The sequence below is a fragment of the Flavobacterium branchiarum genome, assembly GCF_030409845.1.
GTDB lineage: Bacteria > Bacteroidota > Bacteroidia > Flavobacteriales > Flavobacteriaceae > Flavobacterium > Flavobacterium branchiarum.
On record NZ_JAUFQQ010000005.1, the window covers coordinates 563,138 to 580,635 of the forward strand.

The following is a 17,498-nucleotide window of genomic DNA, read 5'->3' on the forward strand; positions in this document are numbered from 1 at the left end:
ACTTAAGAATATTTAGTTCAAAATATAACGTTTAACTACTTCGGCAACACCATGATTATTATTTGATGCTACAATTACATCTGCTCTGTCTCTCAATTCGGGAGTAACATTATCTACCCAAACTCCCAAACCAGCATATTCTACCATAGTTAAATCATTACCTGCATTTCCTACCGCAATAATTTCTGATTGCTGAATATTTAACTTCTCTGCCAAAAGTTTTAAACTTGCTGCTTTATCAATCCCATTTTGAGCTACTTCTAAGAAAAAAGGCTTAGACATCGCTACACTTAAATGTGGCATTGCAGCCTTTAAATCATCTTCTAATCCTTTTAAATAACTTGGCTCTGCAAGCAAAATACATTTCACAGCAGATGTGGTAACAGCTTCTTTAAAGCTCGGCACTTTAGTATGTTTTAAACCTGTAATTTCTTTTTCTATTTCAATGTACTCTGAGTCAGTTTCACTGATTATCTCATTATTTAAATAAGTAATAATATGAGTTTCCTTTTTTAAACTGTAATCGTATAATTCATGTATTTGCTCTTTAGACAATGTTTGTTCAAAAAGAATCTCATTGTCTTTAACACTACTAATAACAGCACCGTTAAAAGAAATCATATAAGAATCATTTAAATCCAACTCTAGTTCTTTAGCATAAGAAGTCATTGCAGAAGTCGGTCTTCCAGATGCTAAAACTACATAAACTCCTTTTTCTTGGGCTTTAAGGAGCATTTCTTTATTAATATCCGAAATTTTATGGTCATCGGTCAACAAGGTATCATCCATGTCTAAAACCAACATTTTGTATTGCATATTCTTTTTTTAAGTTTTCAGTCACAGTCTCACTTTCGACAATACTAATAACTGAGACTGTAACTGATACTTATTATTTTCATTATTAAATACTCATTCTAAAATCCTCAATAACAGGATTTGCTTTTGCAAAATCAGTCTCTTGAATAAATACCTCAACAGCTAAATCTGTATTCCCAAAACCACCTAAACGAGCCGATTGGATATTATTTTTAATTACTGTATCAACTTTAGCTTCTTCTAGTTTTGATTGCAATGCTTGTGCTAAAATTTCACTTCCTGAAAACACTTTCATTAATCCCATATCATTTTATTTTATTTATTAATAACTTAACTAAAATCTATTCTTCAATATCTTCTTCTTCCTCCTCTTCGTCATCTCCCTCTTCGATTTCAAACAAATAAGGTTCCAATAACATTTTATCCGTCAAAATTTCGATACGTTCAGTAAGCTTTTCTGTAAAAACAATTCGTTGCGTTTTAGCAATACTATTTGAAATACGCATGATTTTAGTTTCATGACGTAATTTCAAAATCGGATCTGCATCATCCAAGATAAACATTTTCAAACGGTTTACATTATACCCTGCTGTGGTAAACATATCGCTTAATTTATTTGGTGTTCCAATTAAAACATCAATACCAGTTGAGATATAGTTTTTATCATAATCCATATCACCTTTATCATGCACTCCGTAAACCTCAAGAGTAGTATACTTACCGTACTTCTCAAAAAGCTCTTCCATTTCTAGCACCTTTGTTTTATCTTCTACAATAATCAAAGCACGTGGTGACTCTTCATTTTTACCTTCTAATTGCTGGATAACATTCAATACAATTGTTGTCGATTTTCCACTTCCTTTTGGAGCCACAATAATACAATCTACTCCACTTTTTAGTGTAGAAAAAGTTTCTTGTTGCAACGCATTAGCTTCGGTCAAACCGTTCTCAATTAACCCTTCCTGTAACTTTTCGTTTATTTTTTTTAGTTTCATCTTCAAATATTGAAAGATTTAAAATCAAGAAATTAAGAATCAAACTATCTGTCCAATCTTTAAATCATTTGACTTTAAAATCATTTAATTAAATTTTATTTACTTGCGAACATCTTCACGTCTGTCTCAGAAATTTCGCTTCCTCCTAATATAATAAGGCGCTCAACGACATTTCTTAATTCTCTAATATTCCCTGTCCAATCATATTCTTGTAACAATTGTATCGCTTGTGGCGAAAACAACTTAACAGCATTTCCTTGTTCTGAAGCTATTTTTTCAGTAAAATGCGAAACCAAAGCTGGAATATCTTCCCTTCTATCATTCAATGCTGGCACTTTAATTAAAATTACTGCCAAACGATGGTATAAATCTTCACGGAAACGTCCTTCGGCAATTTCTGTTTTCAAATCTTTATTGGTTGCAGCAACCACACGAACATCTACCTTTATGTCTTTCTCAGCTCCAACTCTTGTAATCATACTTTCTTGTAAAGCACGCAATACTTTGGCTTGAGCCGAAAGACTCATATCTCCAATTTCATCTAGAAAGATAGTTCCTTTATCTGCTGCTTCAAACTTTCCTGCTCTATCTTTTACTGCCGATGTAAAAGCTCCTTTTACGTGTCCAAACAATTCGCTTTCGATTAACTCACTAGGAATCGCTGCACAATTCACCTCGATTAAAGGAAAATTAGAACGGCCACTTTTTTCATGCAATTGGTGCGCTACTAATTCTTTTCCAGTTCCGTTAGGTCCTGTAATTAAAACTCTAGCTTCCGTTTCTGCTACTTTATCAATCATAACTTTAATATGATTGATAGCTTCACTATCACCAATCATTTCGTAATTTTTACTCACTTTTTTCTTTAAAATCTTGTTTTCTACAACAAGCTTTTTTCTATCCAAAGCATTACGAACTGTATTTAATAAACGATTTAAATCCGGTGGTTTTGAAATATAATCAAATGCCCCAAGACGCATCGTATGAATTGCCGTTTCCATATCTCCATGACCAGAAATCATAACCATCGGAATCTCAGGCTTGATTTTTTTCACTGCTTCCAATACCTCAACACCATCCATTTTTGGCATTTTGATATCACACAAAACCAAATCGTAATCGTTATTTTTTATTTTCTCAAGTCCCGAAACTCCATCTTCTGCATCTTCTACCTGATAGCTATCATTTTCTTCTGATAGTATCTTAGCAAGCACTCTACGAATAGCTGCTTCGTCTTCTATAATTAGTATTCTACTCATTCTTTTTAAGGTTCAAAGTTACAGAGGCTCAAAGTTACAAAGATTTCAAATCCTTCGCCATTTTGTTGCTTTGCAACTTAATTACTTTTTTATTTATGGTTCAAAAGATAACACTTAAAGTAACAAAGAGAAACCTCTGCTGCTTTGTCGCTTTGTAACTTTGAACCTCAGTAACAATAAAATTAATATTTAAGCCATCTATACAATTCTTTCCATGTAGGCTTCTTACCGTACATCAATATTCCTACGCGATAAATTTTGGCAGCAAACCAAACTACTGCAAAAAAGGAAGCAAACAATAAAGTTACGGAAATAAGTATTTGCCACCAAGGCACTCCAAACGGAAGTCGCATTAACATAACAATTGGTGAGGTAAGCGGTATCATCGAAAATACTACGGCAATAGTCCCATGCGGGTCATTTACTACAGTGAAAAAACCAATATAAACACTCAAAATTAAAGGCATAAGAATTGGCATAAGAAATTGTTGCGAATCGGTTTGATTATCAACAGCCGCTCCAATAGCCGCATAAAACGAACTATATAGAAAATAACCTCCAATGAAATAAATTACAAATCCAATCAAGATACTTGCAATCGGAAGACTCCATAATTCATTAATATACATCTGTGCCGTTCCTACCATTTCTTTTTGCGCTGCATGCATTAATTCTGGCGGAATCTTAGCCGTTGGCCCTACGTTTACACCGAAAAATGCCGATGCGGCAAACATCAAAGCAAATCCTATTACTGCCCAAATTAAAAATTGCAATAAACCAGCCAATGAAGTACCGATTATCTTACCCATCATCAGCTGAAAAGGTTTTACGGATGAGATAATAATCTCTATAATACGATTGGTTTTTTCTTCAATTACGCTTCGCATAACCATATTACCATAAATAACAATAAACATCATTATCAAGTAACCAAAAGAACCCCCAATAGCAATTTTTATTTCATTTAATCCTTTTAGACTTTCTTCTCCCGATGCTTTTGCAAGATGTATATTTACATTTGCCTGAGCATTCTTTATAGCCAATGTATCTAAGTTTGCTTCTTGAAAATTAATTCTGGTAATTTCATTAGCAATCGTATTTTGTGTGTTTTCGATAAAAGAAATACTCGGACTATTATTCGAAATGAATTCGATTTTACTTTCTAAATCTTTTATTTTACCAGTTTTAGGAATCAACAGTAATCCATCTAACCGCTCTTTGGCAATACTATCTTTTAAAGATTGCAAAGGTACTTTGGATAAATCCAGATATTTAAACTCCGTGTTTTTTGCATTCTGTTTTGTAAACTGTGAAGCGAACAAGCCCATTTCGTCATGAATGGCAATACGCTTTGTTTCGGCTTTCATAGAACTTAAATATCCGATAAAAGCAGCTATCACAACAAACAATAGCGGACTTAAAAAAGTCATTACAACAAACGACTTATTACGAACTTTAGAAATAAATTCTCTTTTTATAATTAATGAAATTATACTCATTCTCTATTTTAGATTGTTAGTTTTTTAAACTTCTTAAATTGTTAGATTTTTTTTAGACTTCCAGATTCAGTCTAAGAATCTAAGAAGTCCAACAATTTATTTTGTTACGGTTTGAATAAAAATATCGTTTACACTTGGAATTTTCTCCACAAAATGCGTCACTTGTCCGCGTTGAGTCAATATGTTCAATAATTCATTTGGAGTAGCATTACCAATCTGAATTTCTAGTTTTAATTCATCTCCCAATGATTTAAAATCTGCAGGTGAAACTGTGAATTTTTGAGTAATATCATACATCAAACCTTCTACATTGCTTGTCAATATTCCAACCTCAAAACTATTTGTCTTAAATTGTCTTTTTACATCAACCAATTTTCCTTCAATCAGTTTATTCGATTTATGAATCAAAGCAATATGATCACAAAGTTCTTCTACACTCTCCATACGATGTGTTGAAAAAATAATTGTTGAACCTTGCTCTTTTAATGCCAAAATTTCATCTTTTATGACATTGGCATTCACTGGGTCAAAACCAGAAAATGGTTCATCAAAAATCAATAATTTTGGTTTATGCAATACACACACCACAAACTGGATTTTTTGCGCCATTCCCTTTGATAGCTCCTGAACTTTTTTGTTCCACCATCCTTGTATCTCCAATCTATCAAACCAATATTCTAATTGTTTTTTAGCTTCGGCTTTAGACAATCCTTTCATCTGGGCCAAATACAAACATTGCTCTCCTACTTTCATAGAATTATACAAACCTCTCTCCTCAGGAAGGTATCCGATATGTTGTACGTGTTTTGATTGTAATTTTTCGCCATCGAGAATCACTTGTCCACTATCTGGTAAAGTAATCTGATTTATAATTCGTATAAGTGATGTTTTTCCGGCTCCATTAGGACCTAATAGCCCATAAATACTGCCTTTTGGAACATTTAATGAAACTTCGTTAAGCGCAACATAATCACCGTATTGTTTTACGACATTATGTACTTCGAGTAAGTTGCTCATGCTTTTTTTTTGGATTTACTAAGTCAATTTGGCCTTTTCGGCCCCGCGTGTGTAAAAGTAAATAATTAGTAGCGAATACTTCATATTGTTACAAAAAAAAACCCATCTTAAACAAAGTTTAAGATGGGTTTGTAAATTAATTATAACTTTTTATAAAAGATTAAGATCTTTTATGAAAACATATCTTTTACTTTTTCAAAAAATGATTTATCCGTTTTCTCAGGATGCGGAATAAAATGTTCGTCATTTAAAGCATTTTCAAAAAACTGTTTTTGTTCTTTGCTCAATGTTTTTGGTGTCCAAACATTAACATGTACTAATAAATCTCCATTTCCGTATCCATTAATACTTGGTATTCCTTTTCCTTTCAATCTCAGAATTTTTCCTGATTGAATTCCTTCTTCTAATTTAATTCTAACTTTTCCGTTAATTGCTTCAATATCTTTTGATATTCCTAAAACAGCTTCCGGGAAGCTTATGTATAAATCGTAATGTAAATTTTCTCCTTCACGCTTCAAGAGTTCGTGCTCAAGTTCTTCAATTGCAACAATTAAATCACCTGGTACGCTATTTCCTGGCGCATCGTTTCCTTTACCAGAAACTTTTAACTGCATTCCGTCAACAACTCCTGCAGGAATTTTGATTGATACAGTTTCATCTTCTTGAACCATTCCTTGCGAATCTGCATTGGCAGGTTTTTTATCTAAAATCTGACCAGAACCTCCACAACTTGGACAAGTCGAAGCTGATTGCATTCTACCTAAAATTGTATTAGTCACACGCATTACCTGCCCTTGACCATTACATGTAGAACATGTTTTATAAGTAACCCCTTTGGCTTGAACCTTACGTTTTACTTTTACTTTTTTCTCAACACCATTTGCAATCTCTTCTAAAGTTAATTTTACTTTAATTCTAAGATTACTTCCTTTAGTACGACGAGGGCCTCCGCCTCCACCGCCTCCGAAACCACCAAATCCGCCTCCGAAGATGTCGCCAAACTGACTGAATATGTCATCCATATTCATACCACCATGACCACCACCTCCAAAGCCACCTGAACCGTCAAAGGCTTGGTGTCCGTATTGATCGTATTTGGCTTTTTTATTAGGGTCGCTTAAAACTTCATATGCTTCTGCAGCCAATTTGAAGTTCTCTTCTGCCTCTTTGTTATCCGGATTTTTGTCCGGGTGATATTTTAACGCACATTTACGGTACGCTTTTTTAATCTCGGCAGCATCCGCATTTTTTGAAATGCCTAATATTTCGTAAAAATCTTTTTTCATAATTGTTTAAATGCCAAAAAACAAAACCCAATAAATAACTCAATTCTGAAAATTCAAAACTATCTATTTGGGATTTGGGATTTATAATTTGTTATTTTAGTTTCCAATAACCACTTTAGGATAACGAATAATTTTGTCTCCTAATTTGTATCCTTTTTCTAGTACATCAACAATCTTACCTTTCAGCTTATCTGAAGGGGCAGGGATTTGAGTAATTGCTTCAGCATAATCTGCATTAAATGCATCACCTGCTCTAACTTCTACCTCCTCTAAACCTTTAGATGTTAATGTATTTTTTAGCTTGTCATAGATTAACTCTACTCCTTTTGCCAAAAGCTCATCATCAGATTTGTTGATTTCAACTAATGCTCTGTCAAAATCATCTAATACAGGAAGCATTGCTAACAACACATCTTGATTAGCCGTTTTGAACAAATCAATTCTTTCTTTTGAAGTTCTTTTTTTGTAATTTTCAAACTCAGCAAACAATCTCAAGAATTTATCTTTCTCTTTTGCCAAATCTTGAGCTAATTGTTCTTCTACACTTAATTCCTCAATAATGATTTGTTCGCCATTGGCATTGTTCTCTAACGTTACGTCATCTATTTCTTGATCGATTTCTGTATTTTCCGTAGTCATATTACTTTTATTTTTAAAAATATTCTTAAACTTCATTTTTTTATTCTTTTCTATGGATTGCAAAAGTACTGCCAAATCTTAGAAAATGTCAAATTGTCATCTTTTGACAAATTTTCATTTTATTCAGTCCCTATTTAATCCACCTAAAGCAATCATATTCTCAAAAAATTAATATAATTTTAAGAAAATTGCCGTCAAGATTAAATACATTTGAGGTAATAACAAAATCGTTATCATTATTAAAATTGAATCAAAGGTTACCCTTCGGCTTTTATAATAAATTATTAATTCAACTTTACTATACTAAAAAAGCTTCGCCTAATAGACGAAGCTTTTTTTTGCTTTTTATTCACCTTCTATCCGAAAGCTTCTTTCAAAGTGATTGCACGGGCGGAGGGATTCGAACCCCCATCAACGGTTTTGGAGACCGCTATTCTACCCTTGAACTACGCCCGTAACTTGAGCGCAAATTAAAAGCTTTTTTTCCCTTCTCCAGCAATTATTTTACATAAATTTTTAAATATTTAATCTAACAACTACACTTAACAAGCTAACGTCATCACCACCAAAGCTTTGCAAAATTCGCATTCTTAAATCAGATTAAAACTTTATAACTTTTCAATCCCGATAACTAGCAATATTATGCTCTTTGCGATTAATCCGTAGCGAATTCACGAATAAGAAATAGTTTTTAATCCATAAAATTCAAACTCTCTTTACGATTTAAAGAAGCAAAGCTTTCTTCAATCCTTCTAAATCAACCGAAACTTGTTCGCCTGTTAGCAAATTTTTAAGCGAATATGTATTTGATTCCATTTCTACATCACCAACAATAACCGCAAAAGGAATCGCACGTTTATCAGCATGCTGAAACTGCTTTCCTACCTTTACATTCTCAGGATACAATTCAACTTTTATATTTTCTTTTCTTAATTCCTGAATAGCTTTTAGCGCATAAAACGCTTCTTTATCGCCGTAGTTGATAAACAAAGCTTTTGAAGTTGCCGTAACAGTTTCTGGAAACAATTGTAACTCTTCAAGCACTAAATAAATACGATCTAATCCAAAAGATATTCCAACCCCGCTCATATTTTTTAATCCAAAAATACCAGTTAAGTCGTCGTATCTTCCACCACCACCAATAGATCCCATAGCAACCGTTTTTGGCGCACCAACTTCAAAAATTGCTCCTGTGTAATAATTAAGTCCACGAGCAAGAGTAACATCCAAATCCAAGATTGCAGTAGACAAACCTAAACTGGAAACATTGTCACATATAAATCGTAATTCCTCCACCCCTTTCATCCCTTCTTCTGAAGAAGCTAATAAATCTGAAAGTTGCTCAATCTTATCCGAAATAGTTCCTGTAAAACTAAATAATGGTTGCACTTTTACAAGCGCTTCTTCCGAAATTCCTTTCTCAATCATTTCTTTTTTCACACCATCTTCGCCTATTTTATCAAGCTTATCTAACGCTACTGTGAAATCAATTAATTTATCTGAAGCTCCAATAACTTCTGCAATTCCAGATAATATTTTTCGGTTGTTAATTTTTATCGTTACACCGCTTAAACCCAAAGAGGTAAAAACAGTATCATATAATTGTACCAACTCTACTTCCTGCCACAATGACTTTGAACCAACCACATCGGCATCACACTGAAAAAACTCTCTAAAACGACCTTTCTGCGGACGATCAGCGCGCCAAACTGGCTGAATCTGATATCTCTTAAAAGGAAATTCAATTTCGTTTTGGTGTTGCACAACGTATCTTGCAAAAGGAACTGTCAAATCATAACGCAATGCTTTTTCAGAAATGCTTGAAGTTAACTTTGTACTGTCTTTTGCTTCTAAATGCGCCTCATTTGCTTTAGACAAATAGTCACCTGAATTCAATATTTTAAAAATCAAGCGATCGCCTTCTTCTCCGTATTTCCCCATTAAGGTTTCCGAGTTTTCAAACGAAGGTGTCTCGATTGGTTGAAAACCGAATTTCTCGAAATTACTTCTTATAATTTGAATAATATATTGACGTTTTGCCACCTCAGTTGGTGAAAAATCTCTGGTTCCTTTAGGAATACTAGGTTTTGATGCCATTTAATTTTTATTTATTTTAGATTTCAGACCTTAGACAGTATCTATTATTTTAAATCGAATGCAAATATCTCACTTTTTAAAATAAATAATGACTCTTCTAAAACAAACTTGTAACAAAAATTGTATTTTCGTGACAAACTAGTATGATGCTAAAATTATTCAAAGAAAATATCCGAATTGCATTTGGTTCGATTCGAACTCAATTATTACGAACGATACTTACCGTTTTAATTATCGCAATCGGCATCACTGCTTTAGTAGGAATCCTAACCGTAGTATCGGCTTTAGAGAATACCATTTCTACTGATTTTGCTTCTATGGGAGCAAATACCTTCAACATAAATCAATACGAAAACGAAGTTAGAAACCGTGGAGGAAACGAAAGAGAAGTCATCAATCCGATTATTTCTTATCCTGAGGCTGTCGCTTTCAAAAATAAATTCAAGTACCCTTTTACAGAAACTTCCCTTTCATTCACAGCAACTTCTACTGCCGAAGTAAAATATCTTTCGACTAAAACCGATCCCGAAATTAAAGTTCTAGGTGTTGACGAGCATTTTATTGGTAATTCTGGTTTAGAAACTAGTATTGGCAGAACATTCAATCAATTTGATATAGAAAACAATACCTATGTATGTGTATTAGGTTCCGATTTCATGAAAGGCTTACTAAAAGATGTAAACCCAATTGATAAGATTATTTCTATTCGAGGGGCACGTTTTAAAGTAATTGGCGTATTGAAAGAAAAAGGATCTACATTTGGAAATAGTCAAGATTTACGTGTATTGATTCCAATTCAGGTAGCCCGTTCATTATTTACTGCTCCAAACATAAATTACACTATAAGCGTAATGGTTTCTAAAAAAGAACTACTAGATCAAGCCATTGACAATGCAACAAGCACCATGCGTAGAGTTCGAAAATTAAGCCCTATACGTGACAATAATTTTGGTGTAGTCCGAAGTGATGATCTTATTAATCGTATTCTAAGCATCACACAATATCTAGGCATAGCCGCATGGAGCATTAGCGTCATTACCATCTTGGGCTCTTCGATTGCCTTAATGAATATCATGATTGTATCGGTAACAGAGCGCACACGTGAAATTGGGGTTCGCAAAGCTTTAGGTGCCAAAAAGACAACTATTGCTATTCAGTTTTTTATCGAAACTTTACTAATCGGACAATTAGGCGGATTGGTCGGAATTATTCTGGGAATTTTAATTGGCTTCGGAATTTCCTCAGCCATGAACTTTGTATTCGTAATTCCGTGGGGTGCAATTCTTGCTGCTTTTGGTACTAGCTTCATGGTTGCCGTAGTTTCCGGATTATACCCAGCAATAAAAGCATCACAACTCGATCCTATTGAAGCGTTACGCTACGAATAGTTTCTCTTAGTATTTAGTCGCAGTCGCAGTCGCAGTCGCAGTCGCAGTCGCAGTCGCAGTCGCAGTCGCAGTCGCAGTCGCAGTCGCAGTCGCAGTCGCAGTCGCAGTCGCAGTCGCAGTCGCAGTCGCAGTCGCAGTCGCAGTCGCAGTCGCAGTCGCAGTCGCAGTCGCAGTCGCAGTCGCAGTCGCAGTCGCAGTCGCAGTCGCAGTCGCAGTCGCAGTCGCAGTCGCAGTCGCAGTCGCAGTCGCAGTCGCAGTCGCAGTCGCAGTCGCAGTCGCAGTCGCAGTCGCAGTCGCAGTCGCAGTCGCAGTCGCAGTCGCAGTCGCAGTCGCAGTCGCAGTCGCAGTCGCAGTCGCAGTCGCAGTCGCAGTCGCAGTCGCAGTCGCAGTCGCAGTCGCAGTCGCAGTCGCAGTCGCAGTCGCAGTCGCAGTCGCAGTCGCAGTCGCAGTCGCAGTCGCAGTCGCAGTCGCAGTCGCAGTCGCAGTCGCAGTCGCAGTCGCAGTCGCAGTCGCAGTCGCAGTCGCAGTCGCAGTCGCAGTCGCAGTCGCAGTCGCAGTCGCAGTCGCAGTCGCAGTCGCAGTCGCAGTCGCAGTCGCAGTCGCAGTCGCAGTCGCAGTCGCAGTCGCAGTCGCAGTCGCAGTCGCAGTCGCAGTCGCAGTCGCAGTCGCAGTCGCAGTCGCAGTCGCAGTCGCAGTCGCAGTCGCAGTCGCAGTCGCAGTCGCAGTCGCAGTCGCAGTCGCAGTCGCAGTCGCAGTCGCAGTCGCAGTCGCAGTCTAGCATCTATATAAAAAAAGATTTTGCTTTGCAAAATCTTTTTTTATACGAAACAAACTGAAAACTGAAAACTGAAAACTGTAAACTGTAAACTGTAAACTGTAAACTGTAAACTGTAAACTAAAGACTAAACAACACTCCTAGTCATCCTATCATTGTCATAAATATCTTTACGCAATTCGATGTTTTTAAAATCTAAATCCTCAAGCAATTCAACTGTTTCTTTTCCTAAATACTGGTTGATTTCAAAATAAAGACTCCCATTTTTTGCTAAATTTTTCTTTGCTAGCTCGGCTATTTTTCTGTAAAAAATCAACGCATCATTATCGTCTACAAAAAGAGCTAAATGCGGTTCATTATCTAAAACATTCTTCTTAATTTCTTCTTTTTCTAAATTTCGAACGTAAGGCGGATTCGACACGATAACATCAAACACCTGCATTAAATCGTCTGTTTCTAGAATATTTTTATGCAAAAAAGTTACCGAAACGCCATTAGAAGTAGCATTTCTTTTGGCTGTAGCCAAAGCCCCCTCCGAAACATCAATTGCAAAAACCTGAGCTTTAGAAAGATTCTTAGCCAATGAAATAGCAATACAACCGCTTCCGGTTCCTACATCTAAAATCTTTAGTTCTTTGTGTTTTTCATTATTTGAATTTTCTTTGATAATCCACTCCACCAACTCTTCTGTCTCTGGTCGCGGAATCAAAACATTCGAATTTACTTCAAAATCTAATCCGTAAAAATTAGTTTTGCCAAGCAAATACTGAATCGGTATTTCCTTCTTTAACTCAGTCACAAACTTACTCCACTCTTCAATTTCTTGTTCAGAAAAAGCTAAATCTGGATTTAATGCCAAATCTATTTGCCTAAGATTATGTTTCTCTTCTAAAATTAAATAGAAAAAACTCTCTACTTCTAGAACATCATAAATTCCTGAAAGCTCTTGAATAAACTGTGTTCTGTATTGTTTTATTTTCATTTTTGTATTTTATTAAAAGTAGATTTAATTAGCAATCAAATCCCATTGCAATTCACAAATTGTCGGCGCTTCCTTCTCTATTAGAACAACTCCTTTACAACCTACAATTACTTCACACCAAATAATTAACCTATTTTGGTTATTCTATTCTCAAAACATAAAATCTAAATAAGGATCTTCGTATGGTGTTCCAACTTTCGGAATAATAAACTCATCAAAAACTGCTCTTATTAATTATGCCACAGCCAAATTGTCTTCTTTTAATATCTATCTGATAATCCAATTTTCGACCTCTTCTTATTCTGTCTTATTTAAACACAAAAGTAAATATACTTTATTGTTATTTTAGATAGTTTCAAAACTAAATCATAAACTCAAAAATAACTACTTTTGCATTGTGAATATACATGAAAAATACATCAATCGCTGCATTCAACTTGCCAAAAACGGTTTAGGAACAACATATCCAAACCCAATGGTTGGTAGCGTAATCGTTTATAATGATACAATTATCGGAGAAGGCTGGCATAAAAAAGCAGGCGAACCACATGCCGAAGTAAATGCCATAAATTCAGTAAAAGACAAATCATTACTCAAAAAAGCAACTATCTACGTAAGCCTAGAGCCGTGCAGCCATTTTGGAAAAACACCTCCTTGTTGCGATTTAATCATTACACATGATATCCCGAATGTAGTTGTAGGAACTGTTGATCCTAACGAAAAGGTGGCAGGTAAAGGAATTAAGAAACTCCTTGAAGCTGGCAAAAAAGTCGTTATTGGAGTTTTAGAAGAAGAATGCAACGAACTCAACAAACGCTTTTTTACTTTTCACAAACAAAAAAGACCGTATATAATCTTAAAATGGGCTGCATCTAAAGATGGCTTTCTAACTCCCAAAAAAGAAAATGAAACCACTTTAAAAAGAGGACCTATTTGGATTACCAATAAATACTCCAGACAATTGGTGCATAAATGGCGAAGTGAAGAACAAGCAATATTAGTGGGAACACAAACTGTTATTGATGATAACCCTAAATTAAACACTCGCGATTGGGCTGGAAATAATCCTATCCGGGTAGTTTTAGATCAAAATAATCGCATCCCAAAAGATAGCCATATTTTTGACGGTGATATTAAAACTATTGTATTTACAAAATTCAAAATTGCCAGTGAAAAAGAAAACCTTACCTTTGAAGTAATTGATTTTAAAGAAAATATAGCGCAACAAACACTAGCTGTTTTGTACCAACACCAAATTCAATCGATTATTATCGAAGGTGGACTACAAACACTACAAACCTTTATCGACGCCAATCTTTGGGATGAAGGACGCTTTTTTGTTGGAGATACTTACTTTACACAAGGTACCAAAGCTCCTAAAGTTGCTGGTAAAAAATCAACACACACACACATTGGGAAAGACGAATTAATACAAGTTAGAAACCATGATTGACACTATCATTTTTGATTTTGGGGATGTATTTATCAACCTAGACAAACAAGCTACAATTGATGGACTAAAAAAATTAGGTCTATCAGAATGGAATGAAAATCTAGATCTTCTAAATATAAAATTCGAAACAGGCAGTATTACACCCGAAGAATTCATAGCAGGATTTCAGAAAGAAATTCCAAACGCTTCTGTAAAAGAAATTCTAAACGCATGGAATGCCGTACTACTAGATTTCCCTTTATACCGACTAGAATTCCTTCAGATGCTTTCTGAAAAATATAGACTATTTTTACTAAGCAATACCGATTCTATTCACATTAAAACATTCGAGCATAAAACAGGAGTTTCCTTTTACAGCGATTTCTACCAATGTTTTGAAAAAGTTTATTTTTCGTTCGAAATAGGAATGAGAAAACCAAACCATGAAGCTTACAACTACATTATAAACAAACACGACTTATCTCCAAAACGAACGTTGTTTGTTGACGACAAAATCGAAAACACCAATGCTGCCGCCGAACTCGGTCTTCAGGTATGGAACCTACAAGTAGGAAAAGAAGATGTCGTAGATTTATTTGAAAAAAAAATAATTTAAAAAACAATCTTGGAAATAAAAGATACTTACCAAACGATAGCTTACCCATCGGAAGAAGTCTTGTACAAAGAAAAAAGCAGTAAATTTTTTGGATATGCTTACCCAATATCATCTGAGGAAGAAGTTAAACCTATTATCGAAGCTTTAAAAAAACAACATCCGAGTGCCGTTCACTATTGCTATGCTTATCAACTAGGAATCGAACCAACTGTAAGCTACAGAGCCAACGATGATGGAGAACCAAGCAACACAGCAGGAATGCCTATTTACGGGCAAATACAATCTTTTGGCTTAACAAACGTTCTTATAGTCGTTGTACGAATATATGGAGGAATCAAATTAGGTGTTGGTGGTTTAATTGCAGCGTATCGAACAACAGCACAAATGGCGCTAGAAGTTTGTGAAATTGTCGAAAAAACAATTGATGTTCAGTTTTTAATCTCGTTTGATTACAAAAACATGAACAAAGTAATGCGAGTAATTAAGGAAAAAAAGCTAGAAATTATATCCCAAGAAATGGAAATAAATGAGATTTCCGGGCTCCCAATTGGCATGATAACGGTACAAATACGCAAAAAAAATGCCGAAATGGTGTTCGACATTTTTGATTCAATGTTTGAAATAGATATAAAACCTTGTTGAAACCGTCCTCATTTAAGGCAAACTCTAGCAATTATCAATGTTTTTAAGAAGGTCTAAAATATAACTTGGAGGAGCCATTGGTCGACCTGTTTTTAGAGACACAAATACCAAAATAAACACAGCAGTTGTTAATAACTCATTTGATTCATTATAGATCGCGCAATCAAATTCTATCTTAACAGAAGTCTGACTTTTAAATGTTGTATGCACTGTTAACAATTCATCATATCGTGCGGATTTTTTATAATTAATATTCATAGAAACAATCGGTAAAGCAATACCACTTTCCTCCATGCTTTTATACGAAACCCCCTTATTTCTAAGCCATTCCACACGACCTATTTCAAAATAAGGAATATAATTCCCATGATAAACGACTCCCATTTGGTCCGTTTCTGAGTAACGAACACGAACCTGAGTTTGATGATTTTTCATTATATATTTATTAAAATTTTTTTTACATTTTTCGACCAGCCTTACAATAATATTTTATAAAATTACCTCCCAAAATATTTTTTTTTAACGAAATTTGTTCACATATTTGTTATCTTGAAAAATGACAAATAATCAACCTCGTTTTTATAAGACTAATATTATCAATACACATAAATTTAATTGAATCTATGACTAAAACTGCACAATCGGTATGGGAAAACTGTTTGTCTTTCATAAAAGACAACATTCAAGATCAGGCGTACAAAACTTGGTTTGAGCCAATCAAATCAGTTGAACTAACCGATAACGCATTATATATTCAAGTCCCAAGTAAATTTTTCTACGAATGGTTAGAAGAGCACTATGTAAAATTACTTAAAGTTGCTCTTACCAAAGAACTCGGGAAAAATGCAAAGTTACTCTATAAAATTAAAATGGAAAACACTTATGGTAACAAACAACCGTTTACGGAACAGTTACCAAGTGCTAATAGAGGCCCAATGAAACCTCAAGAAGTTGACGCTCCGTTTAAAAACTTAAATCCAGAATTAAAAAATCCTTTTGTAATTCCTGGAATACGTAATTTAAAAATTGAGTCTCAATTAAACCCAAATTATAGCTTTGACAATTTCCTTGAAGGAGATTCTAACCGATTAGCTCGTTCTGCAGGTATGGCTGTTGCCAACAAACCTGGAGGAACATCATTTAATCCTTTATTGATTTTTGGTGGAGTTGGTTTAGGTAAAACACACTTAGCTCACGCAATTGGTGTTGAAGTAAAAGACAAATACCCAGAAAAAACGGTTTTATATATTTCTGCCGAAATTTTCACACAACAATATATTGACTCGGTAAAGAAGAACAATCGTAATGATTTCATTCACTTTTACCAGTTAATCGATGTTTTAATTATTGACGACGTTCAGTTCTTATCTGGAAAATCAGGTACTCAGGACGTTTTCTTCCATATTTTTAATTACTTACATCAAAACGGAAAACAGGTAATTTTGACTTCTGACAAAGCTCCTGTAGACATGCAAGACATTGAACAACGTTTATTATCACGTTTTAAATGGGGTCTATCTGCAGAGTTACATCAGCCAGATTACGAAACAAGAATTTCTATCTTGAAAAACATCTTGTATCGTGATGGAGTTGAAATTCCAGAAGACATTATCGAATATGTAGCACGTAACATTAAATCTAATGTACGTGAACTAGAAGGGGCAATCATTTCGTTGATTGCACAATCTTCTTTCAACAAAAAAGAAGTAACAATTGAATTGGCTAAAAGTGTAGTCGAAAAATTCGTTAAAAATGTAAAAAGAGAAATTTCTATTGATTACATTCAAAAAATTGTATCTGATTATTTCCAGCTAGACATCGAAACACTTCAATCTAAAACTAGAAAGAGGCACGTTGTTCAAGCAAGACAATTAGCTATGTTTTTTGCAAAGAAATTCACCAAAGCATCTTTAGCAAATATTGGCTCGCAAATTGGTGATCGTGATCACGCAACTGTATTACATGCTTGTAAAACTGTTGACAATTTAGTCTCTACAGACAAACAATTCAAAAAATTTGTCGAAGATATCAATAAAAAATTAACGCTATAGACGC

The 17,498-nt window shown here is 34.8% G+C and carries 16 protein-coding genes and 1 tRNA gene; 5 read left to right on the forward strand and 12 right to left on the reverse strand.

The features are described 5' to 3' along the window. Window positions 1–12: 12 nt before the first annotated feature. The 10 genes from QWY99_RS14440 to hisS all read right to left on the reverse strand — a co-directional run bounded on the left by QWY99_RS14440 (window position 13) and on the right by hisS (window position 9,608). The gene (locus tag QWY99_RS14440) at window positions 13–816 is read right to left on the reverse strand and encodes a Cof-type HAD-IIB family hydrolase (RefSeq protein ID WP_290266287.1); all 804 of its coding nucleotides are present in this window, start codon (window positions 814–816) and stop codon (window positions 13–15) included. Between the two features lie 85 nt (window positions 817–901). Further along, the gene (locus QWY99_RS14445; protein WP_290266288.1) at window positions 902–1,120 is read right to left on the reverse strand and encodes a putative signal transducing protein; all 219 of its coding nucleotides are present in this window, start codon (window positions 1,118–1,120) and stop codon (window positions 902–904) included. Between the two features lie 37 nt (window positions 1,121–1,157). Further along, window positions 1,158–1,811 (reverse strand): DEAD/DEAH box helicase, encoded by a 654-nt coding sequence (locus tag QWY99_RS14450; RefSeq protein WP_290266289.1) that lies wholly within the window; start codon window positions 1,809–1,811, stop codon window positions 1,158–1,160. Window positions 1,812–1,906: 95 nt separating this feature from the next. Further along, on the reverse strand, window positions 1,907–3,070 hold the full coding sequence (locus QWY99_RS14455; RefSeq protein WP_290266290.1) for a sigma-54-dependent transcriptional regulator: 1,164 nt from the start codon (window positions 3,068–3,070) through the stop codon (window positions 1,907–1,909). A gap of 182 nt (window positions 3,071–3,252) precedes the next feature. Then, the gene (locus QWY99_RS14460; protein ID WP_290266291.1) at window positions 3,253–4,569 is read right to left on the reverse strand and encodes an ABC transporter permease; all 1,317 of its coding nucleotides are present in this window, start codon (window positions 4,567–4,569) and stop codon (window positions 3,253–3,255) included. A gap of 96 nt (window positions 4,570–4,665) precedes the next feature. Continuing rightward, window positions 4,666–5,586, reverse strand: coding sequence for an ABC transporter ATP-binding protein (locus QWY99_RS14465; protein ID WP_290266292.1), 921 nt, complete (start codon window positions 5,584–5,586; stop codon window positions 4,666–4,668). 170 nt (window positions 5,587–5,756) lie between these two features. Continuing rightward, on the reverse strand, window positions 5,757–6,872 hold the full coding sequence (gene dnaJ / locus QWY99_RS14470) for a molecular chaperone DnaJ (RefSeq protein WP_290266293.1): 1,116 nt from the start codon (window positions 6,870–6,872) through the stop codon (window positions 5,757–5,759). A 96-nt stretch (window positions 6,873–6,968) separates the two neighbouring features. After that, complete coding sequence (locus tag QWY99_RS14475) at window positions 6,969–7,547, reverse strand: nucleotide exchange factor GrpE (RefSeq protein WP_290266295.1); 579 nt, start codon at window positions 7,545–7,547, stop codon at window positions 6,969–6,971. Window positions 7,548–7,896: 349 nt separating this feature from the next. Next, window positions 7,897–7,967, reverse strand: a tRNA-Trp gene (locus tag QWY99_RS14480). 267 nt (window positions 7,968–8,234) lie between these two features. After that, window positions 8,235–9,608 carry a histidine--tRNA ligase gene (hisS, locus tag QWY99_RS14485; RefSeq protein ID WP_290266297.1) on the reverse strand — a complete coding sequence of 458 codons (1,374 nt, stop codon included), beginning with the start codon at window positions 9,606–9,608 and terminating at the stop codon, window positions 8,235–8,237. A gap of 143 nt (window positions 9,609–9,751) precedes the next feature. Here hisS and QWY99_RS14490 point away from each other — a divergent pair, with 143 nt between their 5' ends. After that, window positions 9,752–10,996: an ABC transporter permease gene (locus QWY99_RS14490; RefSeq protein ID WP_290266299.1), complete on the forward strand. Its 1,245-nt coding sequence runs from the start codon at window positions 9,752–9,754 to the stop codon at window positions 10,994–10,996. 902 nt (window positions 10,997–11,898) lie between these two features. Here the strand turns inward: QWY99_RS14490 and prmC are convergent. Beyond that, window positions 11,899–12,753: a peptide chain release factor N(5)-glutamine methyltransferase gene (prmC, locus tag QWY99_RS14495; RefSeq protein ID WP_290266301.1), complete on the reverse strand. Its 855-nt coding sequence runs from the start codon at window positions 12,751–12,753 to the stop codon at window positions 11,899–11,901. A gap of 397 nt (window positions 12,754–13,150) precedes the next feature. Here prmC and ribD point away from each other — a divergent pair, with 397 nt between their 5' ends. From ribD to QWY99_RS14510, 3 genes are read left to right on the forward strand one after another with little or no spacing between them, the layout of a single operon-like run. Beyond that, window positions 13,151–14,206 carry a bifunctional diaminohydroxyphosphoribosylaminopyrimidine deaminase/5-amino-6-(5-phosphoribosylamino)uracil reductase RibD gene (gene ribD, locus QWY99_RS14500; RefSeq protein WP_290266303.1) on the forward strand — a complete coding sequence of 352 codons (1,056 nt, stop codon included), beginning with the start codon at window positions 13,151–13,153 and terminating at the stop codon, window positions 14,204–14,206. Further along, a complete protein-coding gene (locus tag QWY99_RS14505; protein ID WP_290266305.1) occupies window positions 14,199–14,801 on the forward strand; it encodes an HAD family hydrolase in 603 nt (200 codons plus the stop codon). The genes ribD and QWY99_RS14505 overlap by 8 nt, the downstream gene beginning before the upstream one ends. Before the next feature lie 9 nt (window positions 14,802–14,810). Beyond that, entirely contained in the window at window positions 14,811–15,443 is a 633-nt protein-coding gene (locus QWY99_RS14510; RefSeq protein WP_290266306.1) for an IMPACT family protein, read from the forward strand. A gap of 24 nt (window positions 15,444–15,467) precedes the next feature. Here the strand turns inward: QWY99_RS14510 and QWY99_RS14515 are convergent, their stop codons facing one another. Further along, on the reverse strand, window positions 15,468–15,878 hold the full coding sequence (locus tag QWY99_RS14515) for an acyl-CoA thioesterase (RefSeq protein ID WP_290266307.1): 411 nt from the start codon (window positions 15,876–15,878) through the stop codon (window positions 15,468–15,470). 188 nt (window positions 15,879–16,066) lie between these two features. Between QWY99_RS14515 and dnaA the strand changes: the two genes are divergently transcribed. Further along, window positions 16,067–17,494, forward strand: a complete 1,428-nt coding sequence (dnaA, locus tag QWY99_RS14520) for a chromosomal replication initiator protein DnaA (protein ID WP_290266308.1) — start codon at window positions 16,067–16,069, stop codon at window positions 17,492–17,494. Window positions 17,495–17,498: the final 4 nt, after the last annotated feature.

What these genes read in the sequence shown, in the direction of transcription:
- QWY99_RS14450 (WP_290266289.1), bottom strand. Translation starts at nt 1,811, where the DNA reads ATGAAACTAAAAAAAATAAACGAAAAGTTACAGGAAGGGTTAATTGAG.
- QWY99_RS14445 (WP_290266288.1), bottom strand. Translation starts at nt 1,120, where the DNA reads ATGGGATTAATGAAAGTGTTTTCAGGAAGTGAAATTTTAGCACAAGCA.
- QWY99_RS14475 (WP_290266295.1), bottom strand. Translation starts at nt 7,547, where the DNA reads ATGAAGTTTAAGAATATTTTTAAAAATAAAAGTAATATGACTACGGAA.
- QWY99_RS14505 (WP_290266305.1), top strand. Translation starts at nt 14,199, where the DNA reads ATGATTGACACTATCATTTTTGATTTTGGGGATGTATTTATCAACCTA.
- QWY99_RS14515 (WP_290266307.1), bottom strand. Translation starts at nt 15,878, where the DNA reads ATGAAAAATCATCAAACTCAGGTTCGTGTTCGTTACTCAGAAACGGAC.
- QWY99_RS14460 (WP_290266291.1), bottom strand. Translation starts at nt 4,569, where the DNA reads ATGAGTATAATTTCATTAATTATAAAAAGAGAATTTATTTCTAAAGTT.
- QWY99_RS14490 (WP_290266299.1), top strand. Translation starts at nt 9,752, where the DNA reads ATGATGCTAAAATTATTCAAAGAAAATATCCGAATTGCATTTGGTTCG.
- QWY99_RS14440 (WP_290266287.1), bottom strand. Translation starts at nt 816, where the DNA reads ATGCAATACAAAATGTTGGTTTTAGACATGGATGATACCTTGTTGACC.
- prmC (WP_290266301.1), bottom strand. Translation starts at nt 12,753, where the DNA reads ATGAAAATAAAACAATACAGAACACAGTTTATTCAAGAGCTTTCAGGA.
- dnaA (WP_290266308.1), top strand. Translation starts at nt 16,067, where the DNA reads ATGACTAAAACTGCACAATCGGTATGGGAAAACTGTTTGTCTTTCATA.
- hisS (WP_290266297.1), bottom strand. Translation starts at nt 9,608, where the DNA reads ATGGCATCAAAACCTAGTATTCCTAAAGGAACCAGAGATTTTTCACCA.
- dnaJ (WP_290266293.1), bottom strand. Translation starts at nt 6,872, where the DNA reads ATGAAAAAAGATTTTTACGAAATATTAGGCATTTCAAAAAATGCGGAT.
- QWY99_RS14455 (WP_290266290.1), bottom strand. Translation starts at nt 3,070, where the DNA reads ATGAGTAGAATACTAATTATAGAAGACGAAGCAGCTATTCGTAGAGTG.
- QWY99_RS14465 (WP_290266292.1), bottom strand. Translation starts at nt 5,586, where the DNA reads ATGAGCAACTTACTCGAAGTACATAATGTCGTAAAACAATACGGTGAT.